Source organism: Psychroserpens sp. (assembly GCF_047633235.1).
Lineage (GTDB): Bacteria > Bacteroidota > Bacteroidia > Flavobacteriales > Flavobacteriaceae > Psychroserpens.
This window is the reverse complement of record NZ_JBLIET010000011.1, coordinates 39,431-55,897: the sequence shown is the minus strand read 5'-3', so window position 1 is coordinate 55,897 and position 16,467 is coordinate 39,431. Positions and strand designations below refer to the sequence as shown.

Sequence of the window (16,467 nt, the reverse complement as noted above, 5' to 3'; positions counted from 1 at the left end):
TAGGGTAAAAATATAATAACCTTTAATACTTTAAAATTGTTTAGCACTTATTTTGAGATTTAATCTCTTTAATCTTTAGATTGTTATTCTTACAAAAAGACTCCCAAAGCAATTACTTTGAGAGTTTGTTATAATAATTTTAGCCTCTTTTTATTCTATAAGAGCTAATAATATCTTTCAATTTTAACTTGATGTCTTCACCAGTGTCATATACCATTTGTGCATCGCTAGGAAAGAGGAGTCTTCTGTTTCTAGTTAATTCATGTTCTTGTCTGTTCAACGTTCTTTGGTCACCTCTAACAGTTGCATAGAAATGTTCAAATACAAACTCACTATCAATAGCAAAAGCTTCTAAAGCTTGGTTTGTTCTTAAATCTGTATACACCACATCGGCAATAACTTGTGTTGATTTAAATTGATTAACCTCAAAGTATCGCGCTCTAATAGTAACAATCTTATCAATCTTTATGTTGTTGCCTAGACTATCCACCATCACATCGCCATGAGTATCTGTTTGGTATTCCCAACCATCAACTATGTTTTTTTGCTTTAATACTTGTCTAGAGTTTACTTGCTCTGGCGAAATATTAATACGCTTTAATTGCAATTGCATTTCAAAATCATAATTGACTTCGGAAATGTGCTGAGCGTGATAAACCGTCCAAAATTCATTTAATCCGTATGTATCAAAGTTCAATAAATCGGCCTCTAATTGCTGCGGAATGATTTGTGTTGTTTGGTTTTCAATAGAAACCATAACATAATCGGTGCCTTTATTGTGAGCTTCGGTTATAAGATTTCTAGTGTCCTCAAAATTCGGATTGATACGTTCTACATAATTAAAGATATCGTATGCTTGTCTAGCATTGTACTTATCTTCAGAATCTAAAAGCGTGATCCCTTGGCCAATTAAATAATCTGATGTCCTATACCTGTAGTCGACGATTTCCGAGGTGTAATCATTGAATTTTAAATCAAGATTTCTACCACTTATTTGTAAAGGCATGACGCGCTTAATCGCATTTTGTCTTGCTTCTAGATCTAAATAAGTTTCGTAAATCGCTTTGTATTGCTCAGGATTTCCATCTTTTTTTAAATGTACGACATCTCGTAAATCTTCCTTTAAAACTTTGTGGTAAGCATCTTCAAGCATTACGATATAGTCCTGCTTACGCTTATTGTCTTTGTTGTTTTCGAGTTTTATTAACACATCATTGATTGCTTGGTCATAGTTGCCCTGATTAATAGCGCTTTCCACTAGTTTTCTTCCGTTACATGATGTTAGTACCAGAAAAAGTACTGTTGTGAGTAGTAATTGCCTCATAATTCTAGATTTTAGTGAAACTCTATGTTACAAATCCTATAGGATTTAGCAACATGGTTAGCTGAACTGATCCCGAACTCGTTTCGGGATCTTCAACTAGTAATTCCAAATTACGTGCCATACTAAAAACGAAACATTTATATTTTATAAATTCCGAAGAACATATAAAACAAAAAGCTTGAAATTAAAAGGGGTATCCTTCTAAGTTCAAGCTTCCATGTTCTAGTTTTGTATTTTTTATACTACTTCTTTTTCTTCGGATTAAAAACCGGTAATAATTCTGTTTTTACAGATCCAAATCCAATACGTGTACCATCGTTTTCACAGTACCCTCTCATAATTACTGTATCATGATCATTTATGAATTTACGCTCACTACCATCTTTCATTGTTACTGGTTTTGTGCCCTTCCATGATAACTCTAACATAGATCCGTAAGAATCTGGCGTAGGTCCAGAAATTGTACCACTTCCCATCATATCTCCAGAGTTCACAGGACACCCATTTACAGTGTGATGTGCTAACTGCTGTGACATATTCCAGTACATGTACTTAAAGTTTGATTTAGTAACAGTCGTTTCCTTAGCACCTTTTGGTCTGATACCAACTTCTAAGTTGATATCGAAACTCTTTTTACCTTTGGTTTGCAAATACTCAAGTGGTTTAGGATTTTGTTTTGGGCTCTCAACTCTAAACGGTTCTAGAGCATCAAGTGTTACAATCCATGGCGACATTGAAGAGGCAAAACTCTTACCTAAAAATGGTCCTAATGGTACATATTCCCATTTTTGAATATCACGTGCAGACCAGTCATTAAATAACACTAGTCCAAAGATGTATTCTTCCGCTTCAGCGATAGGAATTGGTTCACCTAAATCATTTGCATCTGTTGTAATGAAGGCCATTTCTAATTCAAAATCAACTAATTTAGAGGGGCCAAAAACAGGCGTTTTTGCACCTTCTGGCATCGTTTGCCCTTGCGGACGATGAATAGGAATTCCAGATGGAATAATAGATGAACTGCGACCATGATAACCAACAGGCATGTGGACCCAATTTGGTAATAATGCATTGTCGGGATCTCTAAACATGGTGCCTACATTGGTTGCATGTTCTTTACTAGCATAAAAATCGGTATAATCTCCAACTTGAACAGGTAATTGCATTTCAATTTCATCTAAACGAAATAACACAATTTCTTTATGTGGATTGTTGTTTTTAAGTGTTTCGTTTTCATCATCAAAAATTTTAGCGATGCGGTTACGAACTAAACGCCAGGTTTTTCTGCCATCTGCAATGAAGTCATTTAAGGTGTCTTGAAGAAAAATATCATCTGTTAGAGGAATTCCTTCAAAATAACCAAGTTGATGTAAAGCACCAAGGTCAATGGCTGTATCTCCTATTCTAGTTCCAATAGTAATGATGTCATCACGAGTTAGGAATACTCCAAACGGAATATTTTGAATTGGGAAATCGGAGTTTTTTCCAACGTGCAACCACGAAGAACGATCAGGATTATTTGCAGATAATGGCATGTATAACAGTTTTATTATATTTTATTTTCTATTCAAACCTACATAATTTTTTTATTTTAATCTCATAAAAGCATAAAAAATAGGGATAATTTAACTGTTAATAACATGCTCATAAAAGTTTGTTATAAATCTGTTTATTTGAACTCTTTTAAGAGCATGATTTCTTACTTTTGTAAAACTTAATTTAAACTTTAGATATGCAACGTGATTCACAGATTTTTGAACTTATAGATGCTGAGAAAAGCAGACAAATAAACGGTTTAGAGCTTATTGCTTCAGAGAATTTTGCAAGCGACCAAGTCATGGAAGCTGCGGGTTCTGTGCTAACGAACAAATATGCCGAAGGCTATCCAGGTAAACGTTATTATGGAGGTTGTGAAATCGTTGATGAGGTTGAGCAACTTGCTATTGATAGAGCCAAAACTTTATTTGGTGCTGTGTATGCTAATGTACAACCACACTCTGGAAGTCAAGCGAATACTGCTGTTTTTTCAGCTTGTTTAAATCCTGGTGATAAGATTTTAGGTTTTGATTTGTCGCATGGTGGGCATTTAACTCATGGGTCTCCGGTTAACTTTTCTGGTAAATTATATAACCCAACATTTTACGGAGTAGAAGAGGAGACAGGTGTTTTAAACTATGATAAAATTCAAGAGATTGCATCTCGTGAAAAACCTCAAATGATTATTGCAGGAGCTTCTGCTTATTCTCGTGATATTGATTTTAAGCGTTTTCGTGTTATTGCAGATAGTGTTGGTGCATTATTGTTAGGAGATATTTCGCATCCATCAGGTTTAATAGCTAAAGGCATTTTAAACGATCCATTACCGCATTGTCATATTGTAACGACTACCACTCACAAAACATTAAGAGGACCAAGAGGTGGCTTAATAATGATGGGACAAGATTTTGATAATCCATTTGGTTTAAAACTGAAAAACGGAAATCTTAAAAAAATGTCTTCATTGTTAAATTCGGCTGTATTTCCTGGTAATCAAGGTGGACCATTGATGCATATCATTGCTGCTAAAGCAATCGCATTTGGTGAAGCGCTTACTGATGAATTTATGCATTACATGTTGCAAGTGAAAAATAATGCGGCAGCCATGGCAAAAGCATTTGTAGATAGAGATTATCATATTATTTCAGGAGGTACAGATAACCATATGATGCTTATCGATTTAAGAAATAAAGATATCACAGGTAAGGCTGCAGAAGAAGCTCTAGGGAAAGCAGATATTACAGTGAATAAAAACATGGTGCCATTTGATGATAAGAGTCCGTTCGTGACCTCAGGAATTAGAGTAGGTACAGCAGCAATTACTACTAGAGGCCTAAAGGAAGAGGATATGGAAGCGATAGTTGGTTTTATTGATCAAGCGATTACTCATAACGAAGATGATACAAAGCTAGAAGCGATTGCATTACAAGTGAATGAGATGATGGGTGGGAAGCCATTGTTTGCTTAAAACAACAGAAACAACCTTTAAGGTTTAAAGTAGATATTTATAATTGAACCTCATAGGTTTTTAAAACCTATGAGGTCCTTTTGTATTATGCCATTTCGACGAAAGGAGAAATCTCATTATTTGATGTATTAAGGACTTCTTATATACTTCTAAAATTTTAAGTTATAACAGTAGTATAGAGTAGTTCTAGCCTTATCGGTGGAAAACACCAACAAAGAATAAGTCGATTCTTTGTAGTCATAAATTTTAATGAATCAATCCTCAGTAAAAGGAGCACTCTTGTAAGCACCAAGATCTGGAGGTGATGGTCTTGGTTCACCTAAAATATCATTAGTTATTTCAAAACTCGTGCTTCCAGCGCCATTAGCTGCAGAATTCTCACCAATCATCAGCATGTTTTTAAACGGGAGTTTAAAATCTGGATCGCTATTAAAAATACAGTCCTCGTATAAATCTGTATTACTTATACCGTAGTTGGCATTACTCGAGAAGTTACCACTAGTATCCTGAAAACGGATTAAGCAATTGGTGAACTTGAAATTGAAAAGGTTGTCAGAAATATTATCAAAACCAATTTCTGGATTGTCATTTCCAAAGATGATACAGTTGTTGAAATTAGCTTCCATTAAATCATTACCAATATTCATATTGTTTGTATCGGTAATATAATTGTTTAAAAACACTGCTGGAAACTGTCTAAAACTATTATTCCAATAATTAGCGATTGTACAATGTGTGAAATTATATTTTCCGCCAAGAGTTCCAGCAAAAGAGGATTGTCCGCTAGCATTAATTACCACGTTTTCTGCAGAAATTGAACTCGCACGACCCAATATTCCAAAGTTACTAGAATTATAAATCTGAGAGTTGGTAATCGTTAATTTATCTTCTATGGCATTTTGGTTGCCTTCACTTAAAATCCCAACCGTACCATTTTTAATAGTCGCATAATTAATATCATTATCAACACTACCATTAAACAACCATATCGTTCCCCATTGTCCAGGAATATTTTCATACAAAGGCTCAAGTCTATCGCCTTGAAAGATGACTTCATTTTCTAAGAGTTCTTGGTCATCACTTAATCCGCCATTTACTTTTAATGACGCATTATTAGTCACCAATAAACCAGAATTAGCATGGAAATGCACACGTGCTCCTGCTTCAATAGTTAAAACATCTCCATCACCGATCGCTGCGTAGCCATAAATAACATAGGGTTTTTCGTTTGTGAATGTGAGTTCGTTATTTTCTAGAAACCGACCTTGAAGTGTCGTTTCATCTTGCGTACCGTCACCATCCACATCAAAAGTTAAGGTTTCAACGATACCAGTAGTATTATCTCTATCTGGATAGATAAACACTGCGTCTTTTATAAGGGTTACCAATTCTACTTTTTGGGAATTAGTACCAGTATCAAACTCAATAGCATCGGTATACAGAAACTCTAAACTGTTTAGCGCGAGCGCTTGAATATCGGCTGTAGTTTCTACAAAAATAAACAGACTATCATTGGCTAAAAGCTCTACGTTTTCAAATTCTTTTCCAGGGAGACCATCAACATTTAATCTGTAATTTGAACTTACACCTTGGCTTAAACGTACTGTAGGAATAGAAATATCATCATTACTACGGTTATAGACTTTTAGGTTATAGGTACTTGATCCTATATTTGAAAAAATGGTATCTAAGTAGATGGTGTCTTTAGAAAATTCTAGATTACCTGTACTTGGCGCAAAATCAAAATCTTTTCTGCACGAGCTCCAGAACATTAATATGCCAATTGTAAATAGAAAGTATATAATTCGCTTCATAAAAAAATAATCTAAACCTAGTGCGCTTGAGTAAATAATCAAACGTGCCTTAGGCACCTCAAATATAACTTTTGTAGTTAACTTTTATTATGGTTGTCTACAAAATGTTTTAAATCTAATTCTTAGTATGAGCTTCAAGTATTTTTTTAAAGGCTTCACTGTGGGTTAAAAGTACGTCAACCAACATAAACTCATTTTCTTTTTTAAGTATTGTAGCATTCAATTGTTGCGCGCTGCAATAATCAAAAAATAATTGTTGATATGGTTTTGGGATATCTAATTGAATAGTTAAATACTTCTGATTGAAGTAGGTATTCGTTTCAAAAAGAATAATTAAGTCCTCTGGAGCTAAATAAACCACATCAGGTTCACTTTTTTTCTTTTTAAAGAGGTTTCCTATTAATTTAGCAACTGCAATAAGGTCTAAAGTAGGTTGGAGGTTTTCTCCACTTCCAAAGGTTCGTTTTTTGAATGCTATTTGTCCTTGCCTTGCCGTATTCGTGCTTAATCCAATTGAATCAAACATTTTTTCTTTAATCTGATTAACTTCAACTGGATCTAATTCATTCGTAATTTTTTTCAGCTCGATAACCATATCTTCTTTAAAATGAGAGGCATTAATACTTATAAATTCTTGACTATGAAAATAAGAGTTAATTACGAGTACATCATTAACCTGAGCCTCAATTTGGAAAACGCCTTTATCATCAGAATAGCTTAAGATGTTTTGTGTTCTATTAATGATTTTAGCACCTGTTATCGGTGCTTCGTTGTCATAGATAAAACCTTTTATAGATTGCGCTCCAGTAAATAATGGTAAAAGAAGCACAATAAGTAATTTTAGATGTTTCAAAACCGTGGTTATAAATTGAATCTTAAAATTAAGAAATTTTAGAGGAATAAAAATAGATATTAAGAGAATTTAACGACCTTACTATATGTAATGTTGCTGATTTAATCGTCTACTTAGCTGTCTAAAAGTAAGTTGAGTGCTTCGCTAGAAATAATTAAATAGTCTAATAATTCAATCTCTCGATGTTCTATAATAAGGGTCTTATTTATGTTTTGAACACTACAATATTAAAAAAAAACAAATATTGTAATTCTGCCTTTATTTTTAATTCTGAGATGAGCAAAGATTGATTAAAAAGTCTATTGTTTTTAAATAAGGTGATCAAATCTTGTGTTTGGACATAAACGATTTCAGGAGTTTTGATTTTCTTTTCCAAAATTTTAGTAACTTTTGATTCATCCAATGCGTTAGCGATTTTTTGAAGTTCGATAATGATTTCCTTTTTAAAATAGTTCTGCGATATTATGATGGTTTGTTGCGAATGAAAATAAGAATTGATAATGAGTGTGTCCTTAAGCCTCGCTTTTATTTTAAACTGACCTTTGTCGTCAGAATAGGCTAAGATATTTTGAGTTGTATTTAAGAGTTTTACGCCTTTAACAGTTGTTTCATGATCGTAGATAAAACCATTAATGGTTTGAGCATTGGACACCAACGGAATGATAAAAAGTAGAACGATTAAATATTTCAATGAAATTACTAATTGGTTTATATCTCAAATTAAGACATTTTCGAAGAGAATAAAATTAGGTTTAAGAGAATTTAACAGCCCTTTTAGAGTTTATTTAACTGAATAATGTAGCGAGGTCTTCCGGGATTCTTGCTGGACGATTTGTCTCATGAGACATAAAACACCAGATCGTTTCTGAGGTTGTCAATAACTTATCTGTATTTTTATTATAGATGTCTACAGTTCTTGTAGATCTCACGCCTCCAGATTTTACGACATATGTTTTTAAGAGCAACATCTCGCCCAAAAGTGCTTCGGCTTTGTATTGAATGTGATGACTAAGTAAAACCCAATAATAGGTGTTTCTTATCTTTTCTGTAGTTTTAAAATTCCAATGTGCTGCTGCAATATCTTGAACCCAACGCACATACTCTATGTTATTCACGTGGTTTAATGCGTCTAAATGGCCTTTTGTAACAGTGAGTTCTTGCTCGTAGATTTGCATACTTTTTAATTTCTAGAATAAAAATTTAAAAGTATGGATTATTCTTTCTTTCTGAAAATATTAGTCATGTTATATAGTAGTTTTTCAATTAAAGTGCGCTCTAGTTCTTTGTTTCCAATTTTTTTACGTCTTTCTTTTCTTTCCTTGTTCTTTAAGCAATTATTTAGTCGAGCATAGTTTGCTACTCCTGCGTAAATGTTGTGTTCTCCACAGTCATCTGGGGCTTCTTCAAGTTCTAACTTGTAATTGTTATTTTGATTTATTGCCAGATTGTATTCAGAAAGACCAGCAAATGTCATGTGTAGTGTGTCGCCAGTCTTTACTTTTAATGTATAGTAACCATCAAAATCTGATTGGATTTCAGCTTTGGACCTCACATTGACAACTATAACACCAGGTATTGGTAACCTGTCAATTTTGGTAGTAATGAAGCCTTTTATTAGTCGCTCGTTTAATAAAGAAATACCTATTTTTCCATTGACTATTGTCGTGTTTAAAGTGTCTATTTTAGCAATTATAGGCTTTCCTTGCGCTTCAATATTTTGTGTTCCAAAACTTAAAAAAGTAAATAGGGTTGAAGCGACGAAACTCAAATAGTTGTTCTTGTCGTTTCTGCTTAATACGAGTTCTCTCTTAAGCTGGGTTGATTTAAATCGTCCACAAATTTCACCTTCATCCAAAAAGGTTTTTACAAGGTGTTCATCTGTGGATGCTGTGAAATCATAAACAGTTTTCTCGCAAGATGAACAATGACGACCTTTTTTTTCTGGTGTCATTGTGTTCCAGTCCTCATGACAAGGCTTTGGAATATTTATGGTTAAGGTCGTTCTCATGATTCAAAGAACCAAAAGAAAGTCTTCTTTTAAATGTAAGAATGAGTGAACGGTACTTTTGATTGAGTGAAGTAAACCTTTGGTTTATTTCTCAAAAACCTCCACCTCAAATAATTTATCCCAACGTTTTCCTGTGACGAAAAGTGTTTTTGTATCAGGATTGTAAGCAATACCATTGAGTACATCTAAACCTGCATGTTGCTGCACTAGATTATGCAATGGAGAAAAATCAATAACACCTTCGATAGCCCCATTTTTAGGGTTTATAATGGCCACTCCATTTTTTTGATAACGATTGGCATAAATTTTACCGTTAACATATTCTAACTCATTCATGCCAATTATTTTTCCTTTATTGGTGTACACTTGAAGTTTAGAATCTTCGACTAAAGTTTCAGGATTTAGTAACCAGATTTGTTCAGTACCATCAGATTTGTAAATGTTTATCCCATCGTTACAAATCCCCCAACCTTCTTTACTTTTTCCGTAGGTAAAACTACTTTTCTTTTCAAACGTATTGACATCGTACACAAAGCCAATATTTTCTTGCCACGTTAATTGGTAAATATGATCATTCATGATGGTTAGGCCTTCTCCAAAATATTGATTTCCTATAGCTTTATTTTGAAGGACTTCACCCGTTTTATAATCTACTTTTCTCAATTTGGATTCACCATATTGTCCAGTGCTCTCGTACAGTTCTCCATTATGAAATTCTAAACCCTGCGTGTAAGAGCTGATATCATGCGGATACTCGTTTATAATTTTATAACCGTAAACCTTAGGAGATTGGTTGTTTAAAATGGTAATCTTAGTTTCTATAACTTCGGAAGCATCTCCTATGCTAACCGTAGCCTTGACTGTTTGAATTCCTAAAAGGACATTATCCAATTTTAAAGACGCATCAACCGGTTCACCATTTAAGGTGTAGCTAATTGCTGAGATTTCGATCCCTTTTGGGTTTTTAATTGAAAGATTTATGGTTTCTCCTAGTATTGTAATATTACTCTTAGCGTCTGTTGTAATGGAAAGACTCGGTTTTTGAGGTGTAGAATTTCCGCAGGAAATAATAGTAACACTTAAGATTGTGATTATGAAAGCTTTAATTGAATACATTTTTGTAGATATTTAGGTGCAAGTTATTTAATAAAATTCAGTTTAAAAAATCAAATAAAATTCAGTTTAAAATCATTGCAAAAGAATTAAAAGATTGTATCTTTGCTGCTGGCAAGTCCTACACAACTAGCTCCTGTTGAATCCTCCAGGTCGGGAACGAAGCAAAGGTAAATGGTCGTAGCAGTGTGATGTAGGTAGCTTGCCTTTTTTTGTACCATAAACTCAAATCTTGAAAGCCTTGGCGAATCAGGGTTTTTTAGTTTTTAATACTCCCAGCGGTCATCGGGATCTCATTATGAAATACGGTCTTTTGAAATGTTGTATTTTGGTATTTGAAATTTATAAATAATATGTCTAAAGTTGTTTTAATTACAGGAGGATCTTCAGGAATTGGTAAATCAATTGGCGAGTTTCTATCTCAAAAAGGATTTACGGTTTATGGAACAAGTAGGTCACCTGAACGCTATCCAGATTCTAAAATCAAATTGGTAGCATTGGATGTGGCAGATGTACTTTCTGTAGAAAAAGCAATTGCAACTGTAGCTCATGAAGCTGGACGTATAGATGTGGTCATTAATAATGCAGGAGCAGGAATTACTGGGCCTATTGAAGATATTCCTAACGAAGAGATCAAGCGTAATTTTGAGACTAATCTCTTTGGACCTATCAATGTTATAAAAGCAGTGTTACCTCAAATGCGTAAACAAAACTACGGGCTTATAATAAACGTCACATCGATTGCTGGTTATATGGGACTACCATATCGCGGAATTTACAGCGCTAGTAAAGGTGCTCTAGAGTTGATTACAGAGGCATTTAGAATGGAAATTAAAGATTTTAATATCCATATGACGAATGTGGCTCCTGGTGATTTTGCGACTAATATTGCAGCGGGTCGTTTTCATGCTCCTGTGATTAAGGGTTCGCCTTATGAAGAAAAATATGGTCAAGTTTTGAAAGCTATTGACGAAGATGTCAATAAAGGCAATGATCCCATCATGGTGTCTCATATGATTCATAAAATTATTAAAACTCCAAATCCTAGAATACATTATAAAGTAGGTGCATTTATGCAAAAGTTTTCTATTATTTTGAAAAGAGTTTTATCTGATAAGATGTATGAAAAAATGTTGCTGAATCATTATAAATTATAGGTGTTTTTGTCAAAACATAAAACCTCTTTAATTGTTTGTTCGTTTTTTGCAATATTATCTCCAATCACTCAAATACTCGTTAGTTCCGGTGGAGGTTCTTTAGCTTATTTGATATCGTCAAATGATTTTAATGCTCATAATATAGTTGGGGCCTGGCATGGCTGTCTTAGCTGTGCTTTTTTTGATTGGTTTTGGTTGTCCTAAATCAAAATTATTAAAAATAATTAGTTCTTTTATAGCTACTTTGTTTCTCTGTAATCTTATTGTTTTTAGTCATTTAGATTTTACAAACAGTGATTTTTTGTGTTTCCAGGGCAGTATATTTTAGGTTCAATACTTTCATTTAGTGTGTTGTATATTATTTCCGAAGTAAAAGAAAAACACCTTTAATGTATCTTGTTAATATCATTTAATAATATGTTCTGCCAAAAGCGTCATAAAATCGTAAATTTGTAACATAATTTTAATCGCAACTATAACATTACAACACATGAAATTTTTTATTGATACAGCAAACCTTGAACAGATAAAAGAAGCTCAGGATCTTGGTATTTTAGATGGGGTAACTACCAACCCTTCATTAATGGCTAAAGAAGGTATTACAGGTCATGATAATATTATGAAACATTATGTCAACATCTGTAATATTGTAGATGGAGATGTGTCTGCAGAGGTGATTTCTACAGATTTTGAAGGTATGGTAAGGGAAGGTGAGGCGCTTGCTGATTTACACGAACAAATTGTTGTGAAGTTACCAATAATTAAAGATGGTATTAAGGCCTGTAAGTATTTTACGGATAAGGGTATTAAAACAAATCTAACTTTAGTGTTTTCTGCTGGTCAAGCATTATTGGCAGCAAAAGCAGGTGCAACTTATGTGTCTCCGTTTATTGGTCGTTTAGATGATATTTCTACAGATGGTTTAAACCTTATTGCAGAGATTAGAATGATCTACGATAACTACGGTTTTGAAACTGAAATTCTTGCAGCTTCAGTTCGTCACACCATGCATGTTATAGATTGTGCGAAATTAGGAGCAGATGTTATGACAGGTCCTTTAAGTTCTATTACAGGATTATTAAAACATCCGTTAACAGATATCGGTTTAGAGAAATTCCTAGCAGATTACAACAAAGGGAACTAAATACTATTTTAAAATTCCTAAACGCAAAAAAACTCCTGAATAGATATTCAGGAGTTTTTTTGCGTTTAGGGAATTTAAGTTTAGTTTATTTAATGCGTGTGGGCTAAAGTGGACTCAATAAGCTCGTCAATATCGGTACTAAATAAATCGGTGTTAGATTCAATGATATAGCCATTATTATCCACTATTAATACCTTTTGTGAATTAGCTATAGCAAACTTTTGGATGGCTTCATTAGGATTTTTAAACATATATTCATTCTCAGTAGGATACTTTAATAAATTTAATGTCTTTTTCCAGGAACTCGTATTCATGTCATTAATATTGATGGCAATAAAATTCATGTTAGGATATTTAACTTTTAAATTTTTCATCATATAATGATTGTTCGTATAACTAAATTTAAAATTTGATGACCAGCAGTAAATTACTGTTGGTGCTTTAATAACGTCATGTAGATCTATAATATTACTATTAAAATCTACAATATCAATATTAGGCACCTTATTTCCTGGATACAAGCTTAAAGTAGAATTAACCAAATTTTTAATGTAGGTTTTGTCAAATTCATTGGTGCTCTTTTTTAGGTAAGAGTCGAGCATACTTTTAGATTGCTCTGCGCTAGAACTATTATATACAAATACTCTAGTCGCATGTTTTAGCACATAGTCTTTTATTGTTTTATTATCAATAACACTATCAATTAATCTTAATTTTTCTAGATTATAATCTAGAGCTTGTCTATCAAATTTATGATGACTTCCATCATGATAATATTCTTTTAAGGCAGTATTATGAAAATACCAATCCATAAACTTATTATATGAATAAACACCACTTAGAGACACATCATTAAAATCAATATTTGTCCTATAATCATAAAAACCGTCAGGAAGATCCTTGTAATGTATCAACTTATTATTTCCGAAGTAACCAAAAGGATATTTTTCTTTATACGTATAGTAGCTGTAATTGATTCCAGCCTCAGCAATTTTCTTAAATAATAATGACGTTTCTTGTTTAATTACAAAACGCTCTAAATTTTCTAATCGCTGCTGCCTTGCTTTATTGATGTGTTTTTCAAATTCTTCTGGTTCTAAATGTTGTAGTTCATAGAACTCCTTGCTAACTACTTCATCATTTAAAAATGCCTTTATGAGAAAATTATTCTTTTTGGAACCAATTCCAGTATAGACTAAAGACTCATCAAAATCACTAGTGTTTAATCTAAGCATGATGCTATCATTAGGCTCAATAAGAAGCGTTTGATATTCACCTCCATGGGTAAAATAATATAAACCAGCCTTCAAATCATTAATTTTATAGACAAACCTATTTTGTACGTCTAGACGAATAGTATCACGCTCAGTTTCGTTATTATAGATGGTGATATAATTATTATTAGGATTGACAATTTCTCCGCCAAAATAAGCTGTATCAGCGGTTTTGGGTTCAGAATTGCAACATGTACATAAGAAACTTGTTAATATACTAGCTATAATTAGTTTCATAGAAAATTTAAGTCGTGGGTAATTATTCCTAACAAAAATAAAGGTTGCGAACTCTAACTGATGTTAATAGGTTGTTAAATGTTGATTTTACTAAGATAAGAGGTTATTTTGGAGCTAAAAATAAGCCGTTTAGTTTCATACAATCGTAAGAATTTTTTACTTTTGCATCCTGAAACTTTGGGTGCTTATGTTTCTTCGGAAATTCTAAAGCGGTAAAAGTTGTAACTTAAATAAATACAGTATGTTATCAGTATCAAATCTTTCGGTACAATTCGGAAAAAGAATCCTTTTTGACGAAGTAAATACAACCTTTAATAATGGAAATATTTATGGAATCATTGGGGCAAATGGCGCAGGAAAATCTACATTTCTAAATATTATTGCAGGAAAACAAGATCCTACTTCGGGACATGTCCATTTAGAGCCAGGTAAACGTATGTCGGTTTTAGAACAAAATCATAACTTATATGATGAGCACACTGTTTTAGAAACCATCATTATGGGTAACAAACCTTTATTTAAGTTGAAGTCTGAAATTGATGCACTTTACGCTGATTATACAGATGAAAATGCTGAAAAAATAGGAGAACTTCAAGTGCAGTTTGAAGAAATGAATGGTTGGAATGCAGATAGTGATGCAGCAGCTATGCTATCAAACCTTGGCATCAAAGAAGAATATCATTATACATTAATGAGAGACTTAGATGGTAAACAAAAAGTACGTGTCTTATTAGCACAAGCCCTTTTTGGAAGTCCAGATTTGTTAATTATGGATGAGCCTACAAATGATTTAGATTACGAAACGATTTCTTGGTTAGAAAACTTTTTAGCTAACTATGATAATTGTGTTATTGTGGTATCTCACGATAGACACTTTTTAGATGCCGTTTGTACACATATTTCGGATATTGATTTTAGTAAAATCAACCATTTTTCTGGAAACTATACGTTTTGGTATGAGTCTTCACAATTAGCAGCAAGACAGCATGCACAACAAAATAAAAAAGCAGAAGACAAGAAAAAAGAACTAGAAGAATTTATTAGACGTTTCTCTGCTAATGTTGCAAAATCAAAGCAAGCAACAAGTCGAAAGAAAATGATTGAAAAATTAAATATAGGAGATATTAGACGCTCTAGTCGTCGCTATCCTGCTATTATTTTTGACCGTGACCGTGAGGCAGGAGACCAAATTTTAAATATTGAAGGATTATCAAAATCATTAGAAGGCGAAGTCTTATTTAGTAATATAGATATTAATCTTAATAAAGGAGAAAAAGTAGTACTGTTCTCTAAAGATTCTCGAGCAACATCAGCTTTCTATCAAATTATAAATAGTAAGGAAGCAGCAGATTCAGGTAAGTTTGCTTGGGGAGTTACTACGACACAGTCTTATTTACCTTTAGATAATAGCGAGTATTTTGATAATAACCTTTCACTTGTAGACTGGTTGCGTCAATGGGCAACAACAGAAGAGGAACGAGAAGAAGTTTTTATTAGAGGCTTCCTTGGTAAAATGATTTTTAGTGGAGAAGAAGCTTTAAAAACTTCAAATGTACTTTCTGGAGGAGAAAAAGTACGTTGTATGTTAAGTCGTATGATGATGGTAAGAGCAAATGTATTAATGCTTGATGAACCAACAAATCATTTAGATTTAGAGAGTATTACTGCATTCAATAATTCGCTTAAAAATTTCAAAGGGACAATCATGTTTACAACTCATGATCACGAATTTGCTCAAACAGTGGCTAATCGCGTTATCGAATTAACACCAAGTGGCGTTATAGATCGTTACATGACATTTGATGACTATATGAGCGATAAAAATATTAAAGAGATGAGAGAAAAAATGTATGCAGTAACAGTATAGTCTCCTATATTTTTTTCTCTTCGGAAATAGAAAAACTCTAAGACTCTAACTCGTCCTGAACACTTGATATAATTGTTTTTGCTTCTAATAGTTCTTCATTACTCACGTAAAGTTCTTGGTACCCTTGTATAGAGGCTCCAAAACCTGCAAGTCTTCCAGATTCAGATTCGTCTTTGATAATAGCGTTTATTCCTGCGCTTTTAAGCCTATCTAAAGCCAATTGAACAATGATGAAACTTCCTGAGAATATTTTAGTGTATGCGTTATCTGACATCGTTTTAAATTTAAGATTAACAAGTAATGTATAGGTATTAATAATGGACTATAAGTTACAAAAAATGCGCCACTTTTTTTGTTGTTTTATAAAATCTATAGGAATGTTAAAATTTTTATAATAAGTCAAAATAATGTTTAATCATTTTGTACTTTCGTTAAACAAATAAAGTAATTATCTGTTAAGGGTAATATTTTGATTGATTTAGTTAGGTTGTTGAAAAGCCATATTCGTAAGAATATGGCTTTTTGCTTTTATATCCAGTTTGTAAGGAACAGACCCTAATACTTAACTTTTCTGTCTGAAATAATGATACATCTATAGATTTCTTCAATCTTAATATAATTTATAATAATAAATATCTATAGTGTTAAAGTGTTTAATTTTTCTAACTTTAA

General features: G+C 32.9%; 14 protein-coding genes and 1 other RNA gene. 5 read left to right on the top strand and 10 right to left on the bottom strand.

Annotation, left to right across the window (positions count from 1 at the left end; all coding sequences use genetic code 11):
* Positions 1 to 139: 139 nt before the first annotated feature.
* Together ACJAZK_RS05465 and fahA are read right to left on the bottom strand one after the other, a co-directional pair.
* Entirely contained in the window at positions 140 to 1,324 is a 1,185-nt protein-coding gene (locus tag ACJAZK_RS05465) for a hypothetical protein (RefSeq protein WP_415222996.1), read from the bottom strand.
* A 242-nt stretch (positions 1,325 to 1,566) separates the two neighbouring features.
* On the bottom strand, positions 1,567 to 2,859 hold the full coding sequence (gene fahA, locus ACJAZK_RS05460; RefSeq protein WP_415222995.1) for a fumarylacetoacetase: 1,293 nt from the start codon (positions 2,857 to 2,859) through the stop codon (positions 1,567 to 1,569).
* Between the two features lie 197 nt (positions 2,860 to 3,056).
* On the opposite strand from fahA, the gene glyA reads away from it, so the two are divergent.
* Positions 3,057 to 4,328: a serine hydroxymethyltransferase gene (gene glyA / locus ACJAZK_RS05455; RefSeq protein WP_415222994.1), complete on the top strand. Its 1,272-nt coding sequence runs from the start codon at positions 3,057 to 3,059 to the stop codon at positions 4,326 to 4,328.
* 254 nt (positions 4,329 to 4,582) lie between these two features.
* Here glyA and ACJAZK_RS05450 read toward each other — a convergent pair whose 3' ends face one another.
* The 6 genes from ACJAZK_RS05450 to ACJAZK_RS05425 all read right to left on the bottom strand — a co-directional run bounded on the left by ACJAZK_RS05450 (position 4,583) and on the right by ACJAZK_RS05425 (position 10,119).
* Positions 4,583 to 6,142 carry a hypothetical protein gene (locus tag ACJAZK_RS05450; RefSeq protein WP_415222993.1) on the bottom strand — a complete coding sequence of 520 codons (1,560 nt, stop codon included), beginning with the start codon at positions 6,140 to 6,142 and terminating at the stop codon, positions 4,583 to 4,585.
* A 115-nt stretch (positions 6,143 to 6,257) separates the two neighbouring features.
* Complete coding sequence (locus tag ACJAZK_RS05445) at positions 6,258 to 6,995, bottom strand: hypothetical protein (protein ID WP_415222992.1); 738 nt, start codon at positions 6,993 to 6,995, stop codon at positions 6,258 to 6,260.
* A 205-nt stretch (positions 6,996 to 7,200) separates the two neighbouring features.
* Entirely contained in the window at positions 7,201 to 7,686 is a 486-nt protein-coding gene (locus ACJAZK_RS05440; protein WP_415222991.1) for a hypothetical protein, read from the bottom strand.
* Positions 7,687 to 7,780: 94 nt separating this feature from the next.
* Positions 7,781 to 8,170, bottom strand: a complete 390-nt coding sequence (locus tag ACJAZK_RS05435) for an acyl-CoA thioesterase (RefSeq protein ID WP_415222990.1) — start codon at positions 8,168 to 8,170, stop codon at positions 7,781 to 7,783.
* A gap of 38 nt (positions 8,171 to 8,208) precedes the next feature.
* The gene (locus ACJAZK_RS05430; RefSeq protein WP_415222989.1) at positions 8,209 to 9,003 is read right to left on the bottom strand and encodes a hypothetical protein; all 795 of its coding nucleotides are present in this window, start codon (positions 9,001 to 9,003) and stop codon (positions 8,209 to 8,211) included.
* A gap of 84 nt (positions 9,004 to 9,087) precedes the next feature.
* Positions 9,088 to 10,119, bottom strand: coding sequence for a glutaminyl-peptide cyclotransferase (locus ACJAZK_RS05425; RefSeq protein ID WP_415222988.1), 1,032 nt, complete (start codon positions 10,117 to 10,119; stop codon positions 9,088 to 9,090).
* 109 nt (positions 10,120 to 10,228) lie between these two features.
* Between ACJAZK_RS05425 and ffs the strand changes: the two genes are divergently transcribed.
* The 3 genes from ffs (at position 10,229) to fsa (ending at position 12,417) form a co-directional block, all read left to right on the top strand.
* Positions 10,229 to 10,327, top strand: an RNA gene (gene ffs / locus ACJAZK_RS05420) — signal recognition particle sRNA small type.
* A 142-nt stretch (positions 10,328 to 10,469) separates the two neighbouring features.
* Positions 10,470 to 11,273, top strand: a complete 804-nt coding sequence (locus ACJAZK_RS05415; protein ID WP_415222987.1) for an SDR family oxidoreductase — start codon at positions 10,470 to 10,472, stop codon at positions 11,271 to 11,273.
* A 490-nt stretch (positions 11,274 to 11,763) separates the two neighbouring features.
* Positions 11,764 to 12,417: a fructose-6-phosphate aldolase gene (gene fsa, locus ACJAZK_RS05410; protein ID WP_415222986.1), complete on the top strand. Its 654-nt coding sequence runs from the start codon at positions 11,764 to 11,766 to the stop codon at positions 12,415 to 12,417.
* A gap of 89 nt (positions 12,418 to 12,506) precedes the next feature.
* Here fsa and ACJAZK_RS05405 read toward each other — a convergent pair whose 3' ends face one another.
* The gene (locus tag ACJAZK_RS05405) at positions 12,507 to 13,928 is read right to left on the bottom strand and encodes a TlpA family protein disulfide reductase (RefSeq protein WP_415222985.1); all 1,422 of its coding nucleotides are present in this window, start codon (positions 13,926 to 13,928) and stop codon (positions 12,507 to 12,509) included.
* Between the two features lie 241 nt (positions 13,929 to 14,169).
* Between ACJAZK_RS05405 and ACJAZK_RS05400 the strand changes: the two genes are divergently transcribed.
* On the top strand, positions 14,170 to 15,795 hold the full coding sequence (locus ACJAZK_RS05400) for an ABC-F family ATP-binding cassette domain-containing protein (protein ID WP_415222984.1): 1,626 nt from the start codon (positions 14,170 to 14,172) through the stop codon (positions 15,793 to 15,795).
* A 37-nt stretch (positions 15,796 to 15,832) separates the two neighbouring features.
* Here ACJAZK_RS05400 and ACJAZK_RS05395 read toward each other — a convergent pair whose 3' ends face one another.
* Complete coding sequence (locus ACJAZK_RS05395) at positions 15,833 to 16,069, bottom strand: putative signal transducing protein (protein ID WP_415222983.1); 237 nt, start codon at positions 16,067 to 16,069, stop codon at positions 15,833 to 15,835.
* Between the last annotated feature and the right edge of the window lie 398 nt (positions 16,070 to 16,467).

Excerpts from the sequence above, each read along its gene's own strand:
- ACJAZK_RS05435 (WP_415222990.1), bottom strand. The coding sequence starts at position 8,170 with ATGCAAATCTACGAGCAAGAACTCACTGTTACAAAAGGCCATTTAGAC.
- glyA (WP_415222994.1), top strand. The coding sequence starts at position 3,057 with ATGCAACGTGATTCACAGATTTTTGAACTTATAGATGCTGAGAAAAGC.
- ACJAZK_RS05450 (WP_415222993.1), bottom strand. The coding sequence starts at position 6,142 with ATGAAGCGAATTATATACTTTCTATTTACAATTGGCATATTAATGTTC.
- ACJAZK_RS05405 (WP_415222985.1), bottom strand. The coding sequence starts at position 13,928 with ATGAAACTAATTATAGCTAGTATATTAACAAGTTTCTTATGTACATGT.
- ACJAZK_RS05395 (WP_415222983.1), bottom strand. The coding sequence starts at position 16,069 with ATGTCAGATAACGCATACACTAAAATATTCTCAGGAAGTTTCATCATT.
- ACJAZK_RS05465 (WP_415222996.1), bottom strand. The coding sequence starts at position 1,324 with ATGAGGCAATTACTACTCACAACAGTACTTTTTCTGGTACTAACATCA.
- ACJAZK_RS05430 (WP_415222989.1), bottom strand. The coding sequence starts at position 9,003 with ATGAGAACGACCTTAACCATAAATATTCCAAAGCCTTGTCATGAGGAC.
- ACJAZK_RS05425 (WP_415222988.1), bottom strand. The coding sequence starts at position 10,119 with ATGTATTCAATTAAAGCTTTCATAATCACAATCTTAAGTGTTACTATT.
- ACJAZK_RS05400 (WP_415222984.1), top strand. The coding sequence starts at position 14,170 with ATGTTATCAGTATCAAATCTTTCGGTACAATTCGGAAAAAGAATCCTT.
- fsa (WP_415222986.1), top strand. The coding sequence starts at position 11,764 with ATGAAATTTTTTATTGATACAGCAAACCTTGAACAGATAAAAGAAGCT.
- ACJAZK_RS05415 (WP_415222987.1), top strand. The coding sequence starts at position 10,470 with ATGTCTAAAGTTGTTTTAATTACAGGAGGATCTTCAGGAATTGGTAAA.
- fahA (WP_415222995.1), bottom strand. The coding sequence starts at position 2,859 with ATGCCATTATCTGCAAATAATCCTGATCGTTCTTCGTGGTTGCACGTT.